This window comes from Streptomyces sp. NBC_01808, assembly GCF_035917395.1.
Lineage (GTDB): Bacteria > Actinomycetota > Actinomycetes > Streptomycetales > Streptomycetaceae > Streptomyces.
In genome coordinates this window covers 723,134-739,475 of the sequence record NZ_CP109072.1, presented here as the reverse complement: position 1 = coordinate 739,475, position 16,342 = coordinate 723,134, and the positions used below count along the sequence as shown (strand labels likewise).

At 72.1% G+C, this 16,342-nt stretch carries 17 protein-coding genes; 11 read left to right on the top strand and 6 right to left on the bottom strand.

Translation table 11 applies throughout. From position 1 onward, the window contains the following. Positions 1–169 precede the first annotated feature (169 nt). The 4 genes from OG946_RS02860 to OG946_RS02845 all read left to right on the top strand — a co-directional run bounded on the left by OG946_RS02860 (position 170) and on the right by OG946_RS02845 (position 6,474). Positions 170–952, top strand: a complete 783-nt coding sequence (locus tag OG946_RS02860) for a class I SAM-dependent methyltransferase (RefSeq protein WP_326794578.1) — start codon at positions 170–172, stop codon at positions 950–952. A gap of 140 nt (positions 953–1,092) precedes the next feature. Further along, entirely contained in the window at positions 1,093–2,007 is a 915-nt protein-coding gene (locus OG946_RS02855) for an oxygenase MpaB family protein (protein ID WP_326794577.1), read from the top strand. A 41-nt stretch (positions 2,008–2,048) separates the two neighbouring features. Beyond that, positions 2,049–4,661 (top strand): serine/threonine-protein kinase, encoded by a 2,613-nt coding sequence (locus OG946_RS02850; RefSeq protein ID WP_326794576.1) that lies wholly within the window; start codon positions 2,049–2,051, stop codon positions 4,659–4,661. 256 nt (positions 4,662–4,917) lie between these two features. Continuing rightward, positions 4,918–6,474, top strand: coding sequence for a phytoene desaturase family protein (locus tag OG946_RS02845; RefSeq protein WP_326794575.1), 1,557 nt, complete (start codon positions 4,918–4,920; stop codon positions 6,472–6,474). An 80-nt stretch (positions 6,475–6,554) separates the two neighbouring features. Here the strand turns inward: OG946_RS02845 and OG946_RS02840 are convergent, their stop codons facing one another. Then, positions 6,555–8,330 (bottom strand): serine hydrolase, encoded by a 1,776-nt coding sequence (locus OG946_RS02840; protein WP_326794574.1) that lies wholly within the window; start codon positions 8,328–8,330, stop codon positions 6,555–6,557. 168 nt (positions 8,331–8,498) lie between these two features. Here OG946_RS02840 and OG946_RS02835 point away from each other — a divergent pair, with 168 nt between their 5' ends. Beyond that, the gene (locus OG946_RS02835) at positions 8,499–9,380 is read left to right on the top strand and encodes a helix-turn-helix domain-containing protein (RefSeq protein WP_326794573.1); all 882 of its coding nucleotides are present in this window, start codon (positions 8,499–8,501) and stop codon (positions 9,378–9,380) included. Further along, positions 9,352–9,549: a DUF397 domain-containing protein gene (locus OG946_RS02830; protein ID WP_326794572.1), complete on the top strand. Its 198-nt coding sequence runs from the start codon at positions 9,352–9,354 to the stop codon at positions 9,547–9,549. Before OG946_RS02835 ends, OG946_RS02830 begins: the two co-directional genes overlap by 29 nt. A 42-nt stretch (positions 9,550–9,591) precedes the next feature. Here OG946_RS02830 and OG946_RS02825 read toward each other — a convergent pair whose 3' ends face one another. Then, entirely contained in the window at positions 9,592–9,960 is a 369-nt protein-coding gene (locus tag OG946_RS02825) for a VOC family protein (RefSeq protein WP_326794571.1), read from the bottom strand. Between the two features lie 9 nt (positions 9,961–9,969). Then, positions 9,970–10,710, bottom strand: a complete 741-nt coding sequence (locus OG946_RS02820; RefSeq protein WP_326794570.1) for a cytidylate kinase family protein — start codon at positions 10,708–10,710, stop codon at positions 9,970–9,972. A gap of 174 nt (positions 10,711–10,884) precedes the next feature. On the opposite strand from OG946_RS02820, the gene OG946_RS02815 reads away from it, so the two are divergent. Both OG946_RS02815 and OG946_RS02810 read left to right on the top strand, forming a co-directional pair. After that, entirely contained in the window at positions 10,885–11,181 is a 297-nt protein-coding gene (locus OG946_RS02815; RefSeq protein ID WP_326794569.1) for an HAD family hydrolase, read from the top strand. A gap of 393 nt (positions 11,182–11,574) precedes the next feature. Beyond that, positions 11,575–11,841 carry a hypothetical protein gene (locus tag OG946_RS02810; RefSeq protein ID WP_326794568.1) on the top strand — a complete coding sequence of 89 codons (267 nt, stop codon included), beginning with the start codon at positions 11,575–11,577 and terminating at the stop codon, positions 11,839–11,841. A gap of 322 nt (positions 11,842–12,163) precedes the next feature. On the opposite strand, the gene OG946_RS02805 is transcribed toward OG946_RS02810, so the two are convergent. Then, on the bottom strand, positions 12,164–12,814 hold the full coding sequence (locus tag OG946_RS02805; RefSeq protein WP_326794567.1) for a phosphotransferase: 651 nt from the start codon (positions 12,812–12,814) through the stop codon (positions 12,164–12,166). A gap of 82 nt (positions 12,815–12,896) precedes the next feature. Between OG946_RS02805 and OG946_RS02800 the strand changes: the two genes are divergently transcribed. Together OG946_RS02800 and OG946_RS02795 are read left to right on the top strand one after the other, a co-directional pair. Next, positions 12,897–13,739, top strand: a complete 843-nt coding sequence (locus OG946_RS02800) for an endonuclease/exonuclease/phosphatase family protein (protein WP_326794566.1) — start codon at positions 12,897–12,899, stop codon at positions 13,737–13,739. Positions 13,740–13,855: 116 nt separating this feature from the next. Next, positions 13,856–14,095, top strand: a complete 240-nt coding sequence (locus OG946_RS02795; RefSeq protein WP_326794565.1) for a DUF397 domain-containing protein — start codon at positions 13,856–13,858, stop codon at positions 14,093–14,095. Positions 14,096–14,170: 75 nt separating this feature from the next. Here the strand turns inward: OG946_RS02795 and OG946_RS02790 are convergent, their stop codons facing one another. After that, complete coding sequence (locus OG946_RS02790) at positions 14,171–14,887, bottom strand: leucine-rich repeat domain-containing protein (protein WP_326800124.1); 717 nt, start codon at positions 14,885–14,887, stop codon at positions 14,171–14,173. An 8-nt stretch (positions 14,888–14,895) separates the two neighbouring features. Next, the gene (locus tag OG946_RS02785; RefSeq protein WP_326794564.1) at positions 14,896–15,639 is read right to left on the bottom strand and encodes a maleylpyruvate isomerase family mycothiol-dependent enzyme; all 744 of its coding nucleotides are present in this window, start codon (positions 15,637–15,639) and stop codon (positions 14,896–14,898) included. A 141-nt stretch (positions 15,640–15,780) separates the two neighbouring features. Here OG946_RS02785 and OG946_RS02780 point away from each other — a divergent pair, with 141 nt between their 5' ends. Then, positions 15,781–16,284, top strand: a complete 504-nt coding sequence (locus OG946_RS02780) for a hypothetical protein (protein WP_326794563.1) — start codon at positions 15,781–15,783, stop codon at positions 16,282–16,284. The last annotated feature ends 58 nt before the right edge of the window (positions 16,285–16,342 follow it).

Genomic DNA, 16,342 nt, shown 5'->3' with positions numbered 1-16,342 from the left:
CACCCGTACGGGAAGTCGGGCAACCGTCGCCCGAACGGACGCTCGTCGGTGCGGCCCGCTTGCGTATGCGTGTTCGGCACCTAGACTCTGCGGCCACCGTCCGGCCCGTACGACTGACGTCCCCCATCCCTCCCACGCTCGTTCCACCGCAATTCACCAGGGGTGCACCTTGCCGCGGAAGAACCTGACAGCAAACCGGACAACCCTCACCCACCGCGTCCGCTACGCCGCCCGCCACCCTGGCCGCGTCCCCCGCTACCTCGCCCGCGCCGGCCGCGACGCCTGGCTGCGGCTGCGCCACCCCCGCGACCACGTCGCGTACTACCGCGCCGTGATGCGGTCCGACTCCGCCGACCCGGAGGCGGCCGTGGGCAGCAAGTCGCACGACCGCTGGCTGGCGCTGGGCAAGATGCAGTTCGACTACCTCGTGGAGCACGGGCTGCGGCCGGGCGACCGCATGCTGGAGATCGGCTGCGGCAACCTGCGGGCCGGCTGGCGCTTCATCGACTACCTGGAGCGCGGCCGCTACTACGGCCTCGACATCTCCCCTGACATCCTCTTCGCCGCCCAGGACACCATCGTGCGGCACGAACTGCAGGACAAGCTGCCGCGCCTGACGCCCGTACGCGACCTGACCTTCGCCTTCCTCCCGGCCGCGCACTTCCGCGTCGTCCACGCGCACAGCGTCTTCTCGCACTCCCCGCCGCACGTCATCGACGAGTGCCTCGCGCACGTCGGCCGCGTGCTGCGGCCCGACGGGTGGTTCGACTTCACCTTCGACCGTACGGAGACCGAGGAACACCACGTGCTGCGGGAGGACTTCTACTACCGCACCGAGACGCTGGTGGGCTTGGCGCAGAAGCACGGGCTGCGGGCGGAGTTCATGGCGGACTGGGAGAAGCTGCCGCACGGCCAGTCCAAGATCCGCGTACGCCCCCCGGCCGCCACCTGACCCCGGCCGCCACCTGACCCCGGACGCCCCCTTCGCCCGTACGAACCGGGCCGGAACCCGGGCTCCGGCGTGCGCGCCCGGCGGGTGACAATGGACCCGGCGCACGGCGGGCGCCCGCGCGCCGTTGGGGAGGGGTCCGTATGGGCGTGCCCGAGGGGGAGCCGGATCCGGGGCTGTTCGGGCCGGCGTCCGTGACCTGGCAGTTGCACAGCGACCCGGTGATGTGGATCGGCGGGGTCCGCGCGCTCTACCTCCAGGCGCTGCACCCGCGCGCCGTCCGCGGCGTCATGCAGAACTCCGACTTCCGCGCCGACGCCTGGGGCCGGCTCATGCGCACGGCCGCCTTCGTCGGCACCGTCACCTACGCCGCCGCCCCCGCCGCGGAACGCGCCGGCGCGCGCGTCCGCGGCATCCACCGCCGGCTGCGCGCCGTCGACCCCGACACCCGCGAGCAGTACCGCGTGGACGAGCCCGCGCTGCTGCTCTGGGTGCACTGCGCCGAGGTCGGCTCCTACCTCGACGTCGCCCGCCGCTCCGGCCTGACGATCCCCGACGCGTACGCCGACGCCTACCTACGCGAACAGCGCACCGCCGCCCGCCTCGTCGGCCTCGACCCGGCCGCCGTCCCCGGCGACACCGCCGACCTCGCCGCGTACTTCTCCGATGTGGCCCCCGAGCTGGCCGCGACACCCGAGGCCGCCGACGTCGACGCCTTCCTGCGCCGCCCGCCCGTCAACGCGCTCCTCGTCCCCGCCCGCCGCCTGCTCTGGCGCCGGGTCGCCGGCCTCGCGTACGCCACGCTGCCGCCGATCGCGCACGAACTCTACGGCCGCCCCGCGCCCCCGCCCGCCGTGGTCGACCGCAGGCTGCGCGCGACGGCCGCGCTGCTGCGCGCCGTACCCGCCGGGCTGCGCTGGCGGCTGCCGCCGCGAAACATCCTGAAAGCCGTGGACCGCCTCGGTCCCACATCGCGGCCCTCGCCTTCCACCCTCGTACGAACGGCAGCCATACTGGACGAGTCGGGGGATAAGGCCACGGGTAACAGCCACGAGTGACGACGAGGCGGCGGCAGCGACAGCGGGGGCGGCAGGGGGAGATGGCGGAGACCAGGCTGATCCAGGGCCGCTACCGGCTGCTCGAACTCCTCGGCCGCGGCGGCATGGGCGAGGTCTGGCAGGCCCGCGACGAGTCCCTGGGCCGCCGCGTGGCCGTCAAGTGCCTGAAGCCCGCGGGCCAGCACCGCCAGGGACACCCGCTGTCCACGGCGATACAGGAACGCTTCCGCCGCGAGGCCCGTGTCGCGGCGCTGCTCCAGCACCGCGGCGTCACCGTCGTGCACGACTTCGGCGAGGACGAGGGCGTGCTGTATCTCGTCATGGAGCTGCTGCAGGGCCGCAACCTCAGCCAGTTGCTGGAGGCGGGCGGCCACCGGCCCTTGCCGGTCGAGGAGATCATCGACATCGCGGAGCAGGTCGCGGCGGCGCTCGCGTACACCCATGACCAGGGCGTCGTGCACCGGGACCTGAAGCCCGCGAACATCATGCGCCTCGGCGACGGCACGGTGAAGATCCTCGACTTCGGCATCGCGCGCCTCGCGCACGACATCGGCTTCACCTCGCGCCTCACCGGCGCGGGGGGCATGGCCATGGGCACGCCGCACTACATGTCGCCGGAGCAGATCTCCGGCGGCGGGGGCATTGACCACCGCAGCGACCTGTACTCGCTGGGCTGCGTGCTGTACGAACTCGCCACCGGCGTCCCCCCGTTCGACATGGACGACGCCTGGGCGATCCTCGTCGGCCACCGCGACACCCCGCCGGAACCGCTGCGCACGCACCGCCCGGAGATCCCGGAGCCGCTGGAACGGGTGGTGCTCGACCTGCTGGCGAAGGCCCCGGAGGACAGGCCGGCGGACGCGGGCGACTTGTCGACGCGGCTGCGCGGGAGCCGCGCGGCGGCGGAGGCCGCGGGCCGGGGTAACGGGACGGGGCAGGGGAGCGGAGGAGGCCGGGAGAGCGGGGAGGACGGGCAGGCGCGGGAGGAGGGAGCGACCCCGAGGGAGAGCCGCGGGAGCGGTGAGGCCGGGTTGCCGGCGTGGACGGTCGGCCTCACGGCGGGCGCCCGCTCCGTACGCGCGCCCCGCGCGACCCCGGAGCACGGCCGCCCGGAGGACGCGCTGCTACGCACCTGGCCCCCGACGAACGGCACGCCCCCGCCCACGTGGCCGGAGCGGGGCACGGGCCCGGGCATCCCCACGAACGGTACCTACGGCCCGGGCGGCACGCCGAGCCCGGCCACCGCCTACGCCGCAGGCCCACCCCCGCCGTACGGCCCGGGTCCCGACGTGGCGTATGGCGTGGGTGGGCCCGCGGCTGGTGCCGACCCTTCCCGAGACCCCGCCCACGGCTCTGGCGGCGCCCCAAGCGTGTACGGGCCCCTCCCCGACAACTCCGGTGCCCCCACCGGGCACCACCCCTTCTCCCACGCGCCCCCCTCCTTCCACACCCCGCCCCACTCCACCCACCCGCCGCACCCCTACGCGCCCCCCACCACCCAGCCCGGCCGGCCCTCCACCCCCCAGCACGTCCTCGACGCCTTCGCCGGGCGACACGACGCGGCCGTCAGCCTCGCCCGCCTCGGCCGGTGGGAGGAAGCCGCCGCCGCCCACCGCGCCCTCGGCGCCGAACGCGGGGCCGCGCTCGGCGGCGACCACCCCGACACCCTCTCCTCCCGCCACCAGACCGGCCTGTGCCTCGCCCGGCTGGGCCGCACCGCCGAGGCGCTGGAGGAGTTCAGGACCGCCGCCGCAGGCAGGGAGCGGCGGCTCGGCCGGGAGCACGTCGACACGCTCGCCGTCCGGCAGGAGACCGCGTACGCCCTCGGGCAACTCAACCGGCACGCCGAGGCGCTGGAGGTCTACGGCGGCGTGCTCGCGGACCGCGAGCGGACCATGGGCTACGAACACCCCGACACCCTGCGCTGCCGCCACAACCTCGCGTACACCCTCAGCCGCCTCGGCCGCTACGAGGAGTCCTACCGCGTCGCGAGCGAGGTCACCGCCGTCCGCACCCGCGTGCTCGGCGCCGACCACCCCGACACCCTCGTCACCCGCTACGAGGTCGGCCACGCGCTCGGCAGCCTCGGCCACTGGGAGCAGGCCCTCGCGACGTACCGCGAGGTCGCCGCCGCCCGCGCCGCCACCCTCGGCCGCGACCACCCCGACACCCAGGCCGCGCGCTACGAGGCGGGCATCTGCCTGGGCCGCCTCGGCCGGCACGAGGAGGCCCTCGGCCACTACGAGACCCTCATCGCCGACCGCACCCAGACCCTCGGCACCCGCCACCCCGAAACGCTCCGCGCCCGCCACATCCGCTGTGTCACCCTCGGCCGCCTCGGCCGCTGGCAGGAGGCGCTGACGGAGGCCCGCGAGGTCACGGCGGTACGCGAACGGGCCCTCGGCCCCGAACACGCCGACACGCTCGCGGGCCGCCGCGAGATCGCGGTCGCGCTGGGCTGGCTGAACCGCTGGGCGGAGGCGCTGACGGTCCACCGCGAGGTCGCCCGCGCCCGCGAACGCACCCTGGGCGCGGCCCACTCGGAGACCCTGTCGAGCCGCCACGACGAAGCCCACTGCCTGGAGCAACTGGGCCGCACGGCAGAAGCGGCGGAGGTCTACCGCCTGGCGGCCTCCCGCCGCGCCTCGGGCTGAGGCGGCCCCGGCGCCCGTGGCGCCGCCGCGTCACGCACGGGCCGTATGCGGCCCGGCCGACGCACACCCGGCCCCGCCCCCTCGCACCGCCGCCCGCTTACGTCCCCACGCGGACCGATCCGACGAGCCCCTGACCTCGAAACTCTCTCCACGGCACGCTCCCGGCACCCCGCCCGCCGGCACCCGCCCCCGGTCGCCGCCCGCAGGCGCCCCGTGTCCCTCTGGCCCGCCGCGATCTTCCGTGTTACCAAGAGCCATGTCCCTCCGTAGCAGCTACGACGCCGTCGTCGTCGGCGGCGGTCACAACGGGCTCGTCGCCGCCGCCTACCTCGCCCGTGCCGGGCGGTCCGTGCTCGTGCTGGAGCGTCTGGACCACACCGGCGGTGCCGCCGTCTCCGCCCGTACGTTCCCGGGTGTCGACGCCCGGCTGTCGCGCTACTCGTACCTCGTCAGCCTCCTGCCCCGCACCATCGTCGACGACCTCGGGCTCGCCTTCGCCGTGCGCAAGCGCGCCGTCTCCTCCTACACCCCCGCCGTCCGCGCCGGCCGGCCCACCGGGCTCCTCGTCGAGACCGACCCCGGCTCGGTCACCCGGGAGTCCTTCGCCGCCCTGACCGGCGGTGACCACGAGTTCGACGCCTGGCAGCGGTTCTACGGCATGACGCAGGACGTCGCCCGGCGCGTCTTCCCCACCCTCACCGAGCCCCTGCCCACCCGCGGCGAGCTGCGCGCCCGTATCGGCGACGACGACGCCTGGCGCGCGCTCTTCGAACGGCCCCTGGGCGAGACCGTGGAGGAGACCTTCGCCGACGACCTGGTGCGCGGCGTCGTGCTCACCGATGGACTCATCGGCACCTTCGCCTCCGCCCACGACCCGTCCCTCGCCCAGAACCGCTGCTTCCTCTACCACGTCATCGGCGGCGGCACCGGCGACTGGGACGTCCCCGTCGGCGGCATGGGCGCCTTCACCGACGCTCTGGCGACCGCCGTCCGCGCGGCGGGCGCGGAGATCGCCACCGGGCACGAGGCCGTCGCCCTGGACACGGACGGCGAGCAGGCGGAGGTCACGTACCGGAACGCGGAGGGCGAAGGGACCGTCGCCGCGCGCACCGTGCTCGTCGGCGCCTCACCCGCCGCCCTCGCCGAACTCCTCGGCGAGGACCCGCCGCGCCCCGCCCCCGAGGGCGCGCAGCTCAAGGTGAACATGCTGCTGCGGCGCCTCCCGCGGCTGCGCGACGAGCGCATGGACCCCCGGCAGGCATTCGCCGGTACGTTCCACATCGCCGAGGGCTACGCGGACCTGGAGACCGCCTATCGGGAGGCCGCCGCCGGCGGGCTCCCGCAGGCGCCGCCGTCCGAGATCTACTGCCACTCCCTGACCGACCCGTCGATCCTCGCCGACGACCTGGTCCGCGACGGCTACCAGACCCTCACCCTCTTCGGCCTCCACACGCCCGCCCGCCTCTTCGCCGCCGACAACGACGCCACCCGGGACGAGCTGCTGCGCGCCACCCTCGCCCAGCTCGACGCCCACCTCGCCGAGCCGCTGGCCGACTGCCTCGCCACCGACGCCGAAGGCCGCCCCTGCATCGAGGCGAAGACCCCGCTCGACCTGGAGCGGGACCTGCGGCTCCCGGGCGGCAGCATCTTCCACCGCGAGCTGGCGTTCCCGTACGCGACGGAGGAGACGGGCCGCTGGGGCGTGGAGACGCAGCACGCGAACGTGCTGCTGTGCGGGGCGGGCGCGGTACGAGGCGGGGGAGTGAGCGGGATCCCGGGCCACAACGCGGCGATGGCGGCGCTGGGACAGTAGGTCGGGGCGCGCGCCCGCCACCCCGTCCCGTACGAACCCGGCGCGGGGGCCGCCGTGAAGCGCCCCCCGCGCCCGCGGGCTCAGTCCGCCGACGCCGTCCAGCCGTCCAGCTCCACCCGCTCCGCGTCGCCCCGCCGCCCGTCGTCGAAGAGCACCCGGCGCCCGTCCGTCACCCGTACGTCGTCCACGTACACCCCGCGACCCACGTACTGCCGGTCCGTCACATACCGCCACCGCACCCGCAGCGGCCGCCCGCGCCACGCGCCCAGCTCCGCAGACGCCCGGTGCCACACCCGCCCGGACCACCCGTCCGCCGTGCCCTCCGCGTGCTCCTGCACGCCCCCGCCGCGCAGGCGGCGGCTCGTGAACGGCACCGGCTCCCACGTCCCGCCGTCGTCCGCCGACGCCTCCAGGTAGACCTTGTCCCACTGCGGCTCGGTGTCCCACCACAGTGCGAACTCCAGCGCCGCACGCGCGTCCCGCACCGTCACCTCGGGCAGCGTGAGGGTCGACGTCTGCTGATTCGCCATCCCGCTGAACCACGCCGTACGCCCGTCCTCCGGCCGCACCGCCACCGCACGCGCCAGGTTCTTCCCCGCCGCCACCCGCGGTGCGCTGCCGCTGCGCCAGCTGCGCACCGGATGGACGGAGTTGCCGAGAAGAACGAGGAAGGTGTCGGTCGTCGGGTCGATGACCAGCGCCGTGCCGGTGAAGCCCGTGTGCCCGGCGGACTCCGGCGTGGCCATGGCGCCCATGAACCAGTGCTGGTACAGCTCGAAGCCGAGCCCGTGCTCATCACCCCCGAAGTCGGTGTTGAAGTCGGTGAACATCAGCTCCACCGACTCCCGCTCCAGGATCCGCGTCCGCCCGTACGCCCCGCCGTTGAGCAGGGTCCGGCAGAGGATCGCCAGGTCCCACGCGGTGGAGAACAGCCCGGCGTGCCCGGCGACCCCGCCGAAGGAGTACGCGTTCTCGTCGTGCACCTCCCCCCGCACCATCCCCCGGTCCAGCCCCGACCACGGCTTGCGCGCGTCCTCGGTGGCGGCGATGCGGGGAAGCCAGGCGGCGGGCGGGTTGTAGCGCGTGTGGTCCAGACCGAGGGGTCCGGTGATGTCGTCGGCGAGGAGGCGGTCCAGGGACTTCCCCGTGATCTTCTCCAGTACGAGCTGGAGGCTGATCAGGTTGAGGTCGGAGTAGAGGTACTTGGTCCCCGGCGGATTGACCGGCGCCTCCCGCCACAGCCGCGCGAGCTTGGCCTCCCACGTCGGCTCGGCGTACAGCGGGATCCAGGAGGCGAAACCGGAGGTGTGCGTCAGTAGTTGAAGGATGGTGATGTCCTGCTTGCCCGCGGCGCCGAACTCCGGGAGGTAGGAAGCCACGGGTGCTTCGAGGGTGAGAGCACCGCGCTCGATCTGCTGCACGGCGAGGAGAGAGGTGAAAAGCTTGGAGACGGAAGCGAGGTCGAAGACGGTTTCCATCGACATGTCGACCTGCTGCTCGGGCGGCAACTCGACACCCGTGTCGGTCGCCTCGTCGTACCGCTCGTAGCGCACGGCCTTCCCGATCGCCCGCTCCAACGCGACCGTCCGCCCACGCCCGGCGAGAATGACGGCCCCCGCGTACCACGGATACTTCGGCGAAGGGCCGAGGAACGTCTCCGCGTCGGCCACCAGTTGCCGCAAATGCGGCTCCAGCAAGCCGGCCCGCGCGCCGCTCCCGCGCCGCAGCACGGGCGCGCCGGACGGTGCCTCTGCGGCGTGAGCGGGGAGTCCGGTGGAACCGGGGACCACGAAGAGCGCACCTCCAGTAGCAACAACACCGGCGGCGAAGCGCCGCCGGCCCAACTGACCCGTCATGATCCCAACCCCTCCTGAAAGAATCCTTCCGAACGCGCGGGAACGGTGAAACTTTCTTCCAGGGGGTTCGGCCTGTCAAGACCGGCGCACAACGACGGTTGTAGGCACCGCACATGGACTAGGGGGAGTACCGGGTCACCTGTACTGACTACTGTCGGTTGTCGACCGATGACACAGGAGGTACTGGTGGTGGCGAACTCCGACGAACAGTGGGTACGGCAGGATCCGTCCCACTCCACGCGCGCATTCTTCGGCGACGAACTCAGGTATCACCGCGAGGCCGCAGGGCTCAGCACGAAGCAACTCGCCGACATGCTCTTCGTCAGCACCTCCATGGTGGGTCACATGGAGACGGGTAGGCGGCGGATGCAGCCGGAGATCGCCGAACTGGCGGACCGGGTGCTGGAGACGAACGGGTTCTTCGCCCGGCGATGCAACGACGCGAGGCCGGCGGGCATCGCGAACCATTTCGCGGAGGCGTACGACGCGGAGCAGCGGGCGGTACGGATCAGGGAGTTCGCAGGCACTTTGGTTCCGGGGTTACTGCAGACGGAGGCGTACGCACGGGCGGTCTTCCGGGCCGTGTTCCCCACGATGCCGCACGACGAACTGGAGGAGTTGGTGCGGGCGAGGACCGCCCGAGGCGGCATTCTGGACGATCCCAGGGCACCCGAATACACGGTGGTGCTCGACGAGGCCGTACTCCACCGGCCTGTCGGAGGCAGGCAGGTGATGGCGACCCAGCTCCGCCATCTCGCAAGGCTCATCCGTAACCATCGCGTACGTGTACATGTATTGCCGTACATCATCGGCGCCCATGCGGCCCTGGGAGGTCCCTTGCAGCTCTTCACCTGCGCTGATGAGCCACCCATGGCGTACGTGGAAGGTCTCGCCGTCGGAAAGCTCCTGGACGAGCCGGTCATGGTGGCTCACCATGAGGAGTTGTATGCGCGGCTAATGGCGGAAGCCTGGCCGTGTCAAGCCTCCCTGGAGCGGATCGAATCCGCGGCGAAGGAGCTGGATGACTACCCAGAGCTGGCGCAAGAGTAGTTACAGCGACGGGCACGGCGGTAACTGCGTAGAGGTGCACGACGGCCACCCCGACCGTCTGCGCGTTCGCGACAGCAAGGACCCCCTGGGCCCACAGCTCGCCTTCACCTCCGACGGCTGGACCGCGTTCGTGTCCGCCGTCAAGAGCGGCGAGTTCGGCGACGTCTGAGACCGAGGCGGGTGGCTGTCCGGCCGCCCGCCCGGCGTCTTTTCACTCCGGTACGAGGCAGAACGGATGGCCCGCCGGATCCTCGTAGACGCCCCAATCGCCCTCGTCCCGCAGGACCTTCGCGCCGTTGGCCAGCGCGTCGCGCTCGGCCGCCGCAACGTCGTCAACGGCGATGTCGAGGTGGAACTGCTGCGGGTGGGCCGGGTCCGGCCAGCGGGGCGGCCGGTAGTCGTGGGCCCGCTGGAAGCCCAGCACCCCGCCGTCCGGCAGGTGCAATGTCGACCAGTCGTCATCGAGGGACCATCGCGGGTCGGCCCGGTCGACTTCCCCGCCGAGAAGGGCTTGGTAGAACGCGGCGAGTTCCCGGGGCCGCGGACAGTCCAGCACGGTGCACTGCAAACTGCGCGTCATCCCCCGACTCTATAAGTCCGAGTCTCCTTGATCGGCCCTCAGGAACGCGGAGCGGTGTATCGGTGAGTGCGGTCGGACTTCCCAGGTCGGCCGGTGGATGTGATCGTTGTACACGATGATGTCGGCGTGGTCGGTCGGGCGGGCTGTGGCGAAGTAGAGCTGCTGGGCGGGGATATAGCGGTCGTTCCAGGACCGTTCGATGTCCGCTGCGTCGACGGTGGATTCCCGGTCCCGGGCGCGCTCTACCGTCTGCTCGAAGGGGACGGACACGAAGATGCGCAGGTCCCACCGGTCGATGAGTTCCGGGCGCAGGAGGAAGACGCCGTCGAAGAGCAGGACGGCGTCTGCGGGGGCGGTCGTGGCCGGTGGGGACGAAGGGGAGTCGGTGTCCCTGTCGTAGACCGCGTGCTGGAACCTTCGGTCTCCGGCTGGACCCAGCGGATCGAGCAGGACCCGGCACAGCGCGGCGTGGTCGTGGGCGTCGAGGTAGCAGCCTTCGGCCGAGTACCGGCCGCGCCGGTAGCGCTGTGCACGGGGGACCAGGAAGTCGTCGACGGACGCGCGGACGACGTCGCGGCCCTCCGCGCGCAGGACGACGGCAAGCTCGTCGGCCAGTGTGGTCTTCCCGGCGGCGGGCGACCCGTCGATGGCAACCCTCAGCGGATGCGCGATCGCGACGGACCTGATCGCCTCGCCCAGCCGACTGATGAACTCGCCCCGGGCGCCTTGGCCCTTAGCTGCCTCTCTCACGGTGTCCCTGTCTAGCACCACCCTTGTCCGCTCACACAGTGGCCTCGAATGTCCAGCCGAGACAGCTCGGTGGGCGTAGTCCCACCCTCAAGGCGGTCCAGCACCGGTCGAGCGCAGCCAGTGTCCGCGAAAGCCCTGGCGTCGAACGGGACCAGGGGGTCAGGATCTTGAGCCATGCGTGCGGTTGTCTTCGATATGGACGGGACGCTCTTGGCGAGCGTCCCCACGGTGTCCCGGGCATACGCCGACGCGATTCAATCGCTCGGCGGCCTGCCGGTGACGCCGGATGACGTGGTCGCCGGCTGGCATGTCGGCCACACGGAGCTGGTTCTGGCACACTTCCTCGGCCGCGCATGCCGCCCCGCCGAGGTCGAACGCTCTGGTCGCCTTGCTGGCGCCGCCAGGCAGGCACACCGTCAGCCCTGTCATAGCCACTTCTTGATCGCCGCGACCAGCACGGTTGCGTTATAGCGGACGGTAAGCTTGTCGTACTTGCTGGCAGTGCCGATACAAGTCGTGCACCCCGGCCTCACGGCCCTCATACCGCTCTGTCGATGAGCGGTCTCGCCCTTCTCCTTGCCGTCCGGCAAAGTACGGGTTCGTACACAGAAGCCGGCTTCGCCACAGCGGTGTTCGGGATCGCGAATGTCATCGCCGGAGAGTCGCGGATATCTGGTTTCTCGTGCTCAGCACAGTCGCCTTGCCGTTCGCCCGACTACGCAATGCCCCCCAATCCCCGGGCGGAACTTCCTGATTCGTAGGCCGGGCGAGTGATCAAAGGCTGGATTTCCTTACGCGTCGATCTTGCGCGTGGTTCCCTACCGTATCTGCCCATTCCGAGGGCAGAACAGCGAAGGAGAGAACATGCGGAACGTCAGGAAGATCGCAGGGGTGGCCATGGCCACCTGCGGAATCCTCTTCGCCACGGTCGGCGTGGCCGGTGCCAGCAACGGTAAGGGGACCGAGGCGAACAACATCCCCGTGCTCAGCAACATCGACGAGTTCGACTGGGAAAACTCGCCCTTCTGCGGGTTCCAGATCAAGACCAAGGAGACCGCGCAGGAGACGTCGTGCCCGGTGGTCACCCTGGAGAACAGCCCCAACAGCGTGGTCGTCCTGTTCCCCAACTAAGAACCACACGCGGATAGACGCGAGGGAGCACCCCAAAAGCAGAACAGCCAGAGGATCTAGTGATCACACTGTTGCGACCCTCTGATCTCCCTGCGCATCCTCATCCGTCGTGCTTGGACCACCCGCTGCTGGGACGATCGCCCCACCCGGCGACCATGACCCCATGCCTATCTGCGCGGCCTCTTGAGCCCGCGTGAACGCGGATTGCGGTGAACACTCTCGGACGGCTTTCCGTCCGGGAGTGTTTCGCTTTCAGCGCTCGTCACACGATCTGCACCGGGACCACATCAGCGGCGAATCACAGAGATCGTGTTGCGCGCTCTCACCCGCCCAGCGCCCGCCGCAGGCGGCGGGCCTCGCTCGGAATGAGGTTGGGGTCGGCCAGGCGGGCGGGGAGGGCGTGGGGGTAGCCGGGGGTGGGGTCCGCGGAGGTCGTGCGGAGGAGGGTGCGCAGCAGGACGCGCAGGCAGAGGGTTTCCGGCGGGTTGAGTTCGACGCCGCGCAGGATGCACACCGTCATCGCCACGTCGCACGCCGGGGCGCCCGCGGCCGCGTTGGGCCAGTCGATGACGTACGGGCCGCGCGCGGTGAGGATCACGTTCTCCGGATGCAGATCAAGGTGGAGCACCCGGTCGCCGCTCCCGGACGCGGCGGAGGGCGGCAGGAACTCCGGGGCGGGCACGGTGTGCAGCCGGTCGTGGAGCCGGGCGAGCATCCGGCCGTAGGCGGCGCAGCGCCAGGGGCGGCGGCGCAGCGCGGTGGCCATGGTCGGGCCTTCGAGGCGTTCCATCACGAGGTCCGTGGCGTCCGCGTCGTACACCTGCGGCACGGGGAAGCCCCGCTCGCCGAGGTGCGTCATCAGCCGGGCCTCCGCGGCCGCCTTCCGCGGGCCGCCCGCGCGGTAGCGCCTCAGCACCCGGCCCTCGGCCAGCGCGTACACGTCCGCGTCTCGTCCCCGCCCGATCAGCTCCATCCGCGTGACTCTCGCACATCATTCCGGGCTCGTAGAGATAGCCTCTGATCGCAAAGCCGGCCCGTGGTTGGGATACGAACGCATGATCCGCGTCATGACCTGGAATCTCTGGTGGCGCTTCGGGCCGTGGCAGGAGCGGAGCAAGGCCATCCTCGAGACCCTCCGCGACGAACGCCCCGACGTCGTCGGGCTGCAGGAGGTCTGGGGCCGGGGCGGCGACAACCAGGCCGGGTGGCTCGCCAACGAGCTGGGCATGTACTGGGCCTGGGCGCCGTCACCCGAACCCGGCCGCTGGCAGCGGCGTATCGACGATCCCACGGTCGACGTCGGCAACGCCGTGCTCTCCCGCTGGCCGATCACCGAGCAGGAGACCGCCGTGCTGCCCGCGGGCGAGGAGGAGCCGGACGGGCAGCAGGCGCTGTACGCGCGCGTGGCCGCGCCCGGGGGCGTGACGGTGCCGTTCTTCACCACCCACCTGATCTCCTATCCCTACGCCTCCGCCACCCGCTGCGCGCAGGTGTCGGCGCTGGCCCGGTTCGTGCACGAGCGGCGCGGGGACGGTGACTTCCCGCCCGTGGTGACCGGCGACTTCAACGCCGAGCCCGACTCCGACGAGATGCGGCTGCTCTGCGGCACCAAGACCGCGCCCGCCGTCCGGGGGCAGGTCCTCCTCGACGCGTGGCGCTACGCCCATCCGACCGCGGTCGGCGCGACCTGGGACCTGGCCAACCCGTACGCGGCGCGGACCCTGGAGTGGCACACGCGGATCGACTACGTGCTGGTGGGGCCGCCGGGACCGGTGGGGGAGGGGCACGTACGGGAGGTGCGGCGGGCGGGGGACGGGCCCGTCGACGGGGTGTGGCCCTCGGACCACTGCGCGGTCGTCGCGGACCTGGCCACGGAGGCCGAAGGACCCGTCGGCTGAACCGCGCGATCCGGCGGCCCTTACCACCTTTCCCGGTCCCTCTATCGTGGCCTGTTCCGTCGCCCGTCGTCGTGGATACCCTGGCTGCGGACGACGCTCACCGGGAGGAGCAGGACGTGGCCAACAGCACCACTCAGCAGCCGGCGGCGGGCAGCGGGAAACCGCAGCTCGATCTGACAGGCGCCACGTGGCAGTCGAGCAGCCAGGGGGCGGGGGACGTCGAGATCGCGTTCGTGGAGGGATACATCGCCATGCGCGACGGGCGGAACCCGGAAGGACCGGCGCTGATCTTCACCCCGGGGGAGTGGCGTGCCTTCGTCCTCGGCGCCCGTGACGGCGAGTTCGACCTGACCTGACGCCCGCCCCCGCATGCCGGATCCGGGACCGCCGGCGTGACCCGACCCGTCCGTCACGCCGGCGGTCCCGTCCCGTCACACCAGCACGACGCAGCCCCGCTCGCGCAGCGCGACGAGCGGGGCTTCGGTGCCTTCGACCTCGTTCCAGCGCAGATCCAGCTTTTCCAGCGCGGGCATGTGCGCCACCCACGGCGGGACGTCGCGGATCTTGTTGGCCCGTAGATCCAGGCGGCGCAGCATCGGCAACTCCGCCAGCACGTCGGGCACCTCCGGCAGCGCGTTCTCGCGCAACTCCAGCTCGCGCAGCTCGACGAGCCCCGCCACCGAGTCGGGCAGCCAACCGAGCGCGTTGCCGCGCAGCCACAGCTCGCGCAGGGCCGGCAGCCGCCCGATCGACTCCGGCAGGAAGGCCGGCCCGCTCGTCCCGCACTCCTGCGCGCGCAGCTCCACCAGGCCCGTCATGTCGCCCACCTCCTCGGGCAGGGCGTGCAGCGGGTTCGAGCCGACGTTCAGGTAAGTGAGCGCGTGGAGCTTGCCGAGCGCGGCGGGGAGCACGGTCAGGTGGTTGTGGTGCAGGTACAGGCAGCCGCTGAGGTCCGGCAGCTCCCCGATGGCCTCGGGCACCGAGACGAGTGCGTTGTGCCCGAGGTCCAGGGTGTGCAGCCGGGTCAGGGCGGCGATGTCGTCCGGGACATGCGTCAGCGCGTTCTCGGCCAGGACGAGCACTTCGGCGTCCGTCTCCTGCCACACCTGCGGCGGTACGGCGCTGAGGCCGGCCCGCCACAGGTTCACGACACGGGTCACGGCCAGGGACCCAGCTCGGGCAGGCGGCCGTCGAGCTGCTGGTGCGGCTGGCGGCCCGCGAGCCACGAGGCGAGGTCCGTGAGCCGGCCCCTGACCACCGCGGCGCGGCCGACGGAGTCGTCACCGGCGACAGTGCCGTAACTGCCCGCGCCTCCCACGCTGAACGTGTGCCGTAGGGACCCGTCCGATTCGACCAGCGTGAGCCCCGCGGGTGCGCGCGGTGCAAGGAAGTCGAAGAGGTGCAGGCACAGCTCGCGCGGCCAGGCCGCCGAGCAGGTCGCCAGATTCACGTCCGCGGTGTGCACCTCCAGCTCGCGCCACCAGCAGTGCAGCGCGCCCAGCAGGTCGCCCTCGCGATAGCGCACCGGGCGGTCCCAGTCCGCGTCTCCCACCGACCCCCAGACGGCCTCCGCCTCCGCCAGGGTGGCCGTGACCGCCGCGGTCAACTCCGCGGCGGTCCGTACCGCACCGGCCTCGATGCCCGCGTCGCGGGCCGGCCGGCCGCCGTCGTACACCTCGATCAGCTCGCCCTTCAGGGCGTACCGCGCCTGGCGCGTCTGCGCCCGGCAGACGCCTTCGATGTGCGACAGCACGTGCGCGCGTGTCCAGCCCGGCAGTCTGGACGATCCGCGCTCCTTTCCTTCGGTGAGCTCTGCCAGCGCGATGCGCAGCCGTTCGTGCCCGTCCAGCACGTACGCCCACACCTCCGGTCCCCGCAGCAAGCCCCCGGCAGCCGCCATCCGACCCCTCCTCTGTCGTCGACGGGGAGACACTACTCGCGTAGCAGCAGGCGTACGCCTCTTCCGGCAATGCCGGATCGGCAATGGGGTGGAGGCCGCCCCAGGCGGCCGGCGGTGCCGCGGGACCCGTACGATTGGTGCATGGCATTTCTCCGCCGCCGCAGCAGCGCCGCCAAGCCCGCGGGCCCGGACTTCGACGTCCTGGCCATGGACCCGGGCGACTGGCCCGGTGACCTCGGCGCCGGCCTGCTGCCCGGGCCCGACGGGAGCTGCCAGGGCGTCTTCCTGCGGTACGACCTGTTCGGCGGCCGCGGCCCCGCGATGATCATCGGGAACCTGCCCGAGGGCTCGCCCGCGCGCGACGTGCCGGAGGGCCAGCCGCCCTTCGAGGTGGCGCAACTGCTGCTGGCGCTGGAGCACGAGGAGCCGGTCACCGTCACGGAGGTCGAGGACGCGCCCGTGATGCAGGGCGACAATCTGCTGATCGTGCGCCGGCTGAAGCTCTCCGAGAGCCGCGTCTCGTGCGTGCAGTTCGACCGCAGTGACCACGTGCTCGTCACCATCGCCGCGTGGGACCGGCCGATCTCCGAGGACCTGTACGCGCTGCTCAAGCCGCTGCCCGCGGAGCTGTTCCAGCAGGGCTGAAATCCGCCCCGCCCCCGCCTCACCCCTCCCACCGGCAACGTCCGGCACTGCGCGATGT

Bases quoted from the DNA above. Each gene is read 5' to 3' on its own strand.
- OG946_RS02855 (WP_326794577.1), top strand. From the start codon at position 1,093: ATGGGCGTGCCCGAGGGGGAGCCGGATCCGGGGCTGTTCGGGCCGGCG.
- OG946_RS02850 (WP_326794576.1), top strand. From the start codon at position 2,049: ATGGCGGAGACCAGGCTGATCCAGGGCCGCTACCGGCTGCTCGAACTC.
- OG946_RS02845 (WP_326794575.1), top strand. From the start codon at position 4,918: ATGTCCCTCCGTAGCAGCTACGACGCCGTCGTCGTCGGCGGCGGTCAC.
- OG946_RS02840 (WP_326794574.1), bottom strand. From the start codon at position 8,330: ATGACGGGTCAGTTGGGCCGGCGGCGCTTCGCCGCCGGTGTTGTTGCT.
- OG946_RS02835 (WP_326794573.1), top strand. From the start codon at position 8,499: ATGACACAGGAGGTACTGGTGGTGGCGAACTCCGACGAACAGTGGGTA.
- OG946_RS02830 (WP_326794572.1), top strand. From the start codon at position 9,352: ATGACTACCCAGAGCTGGCGCAAGAGTAGTTACAGCGACGGGCACGGC.
- OG946_RS02825 (WP_326794571.1), bottom strand. From the start codon at position 9,960: ATGACGCGCAGTTTGCAGTGCACCGTGCTGGACTGTCCGCGGCCCCGG.
- OG946_RS02815 (WP_326794569.1), top strand. From the start codon at position 10,885: ATGCGTGCGGTTGTCTTCGATATGGACGGGACGCTCTTGGCGAGCGTC.
- OG946_RS02810 (WP_326794568.1), top strand. From the start codon at position 11,575: ATGCGGAACGTCAGGAAGATCGCAGGGGTGGCCATGGCCACCTGCGGA.
- OG946_RS02805 (WP_326794567.1), bottom strand. From the start codon at position 12,814: ATGGAGCTGATCGGGCGGGGACGAGACGCGGACGTGTACGCGCTGGCC.
- OG946_RS02800 (WP_326794566.1), top strand. From the start codon at position 12,897: ATGATCCGCGTCATGACCTGGAATCTCTGGTGGCGCTTCGGGCCGTGG.
- OG946_RS02785 (WP_326794564.1), bottom strand. From the start codon at position 15,639: ATGGCGGCTGCCGGGGGCTTGCTGCGGGGACCGGAGGTGTGGGCGTAC.
- OG946_RS02780 (WP_326794563.1), top strand. From the start codon at position 15,781: ATGGCATTTCTCCGCCGCCGCAGCAGCGCCGCCAAGCCCGCGGGCCCG.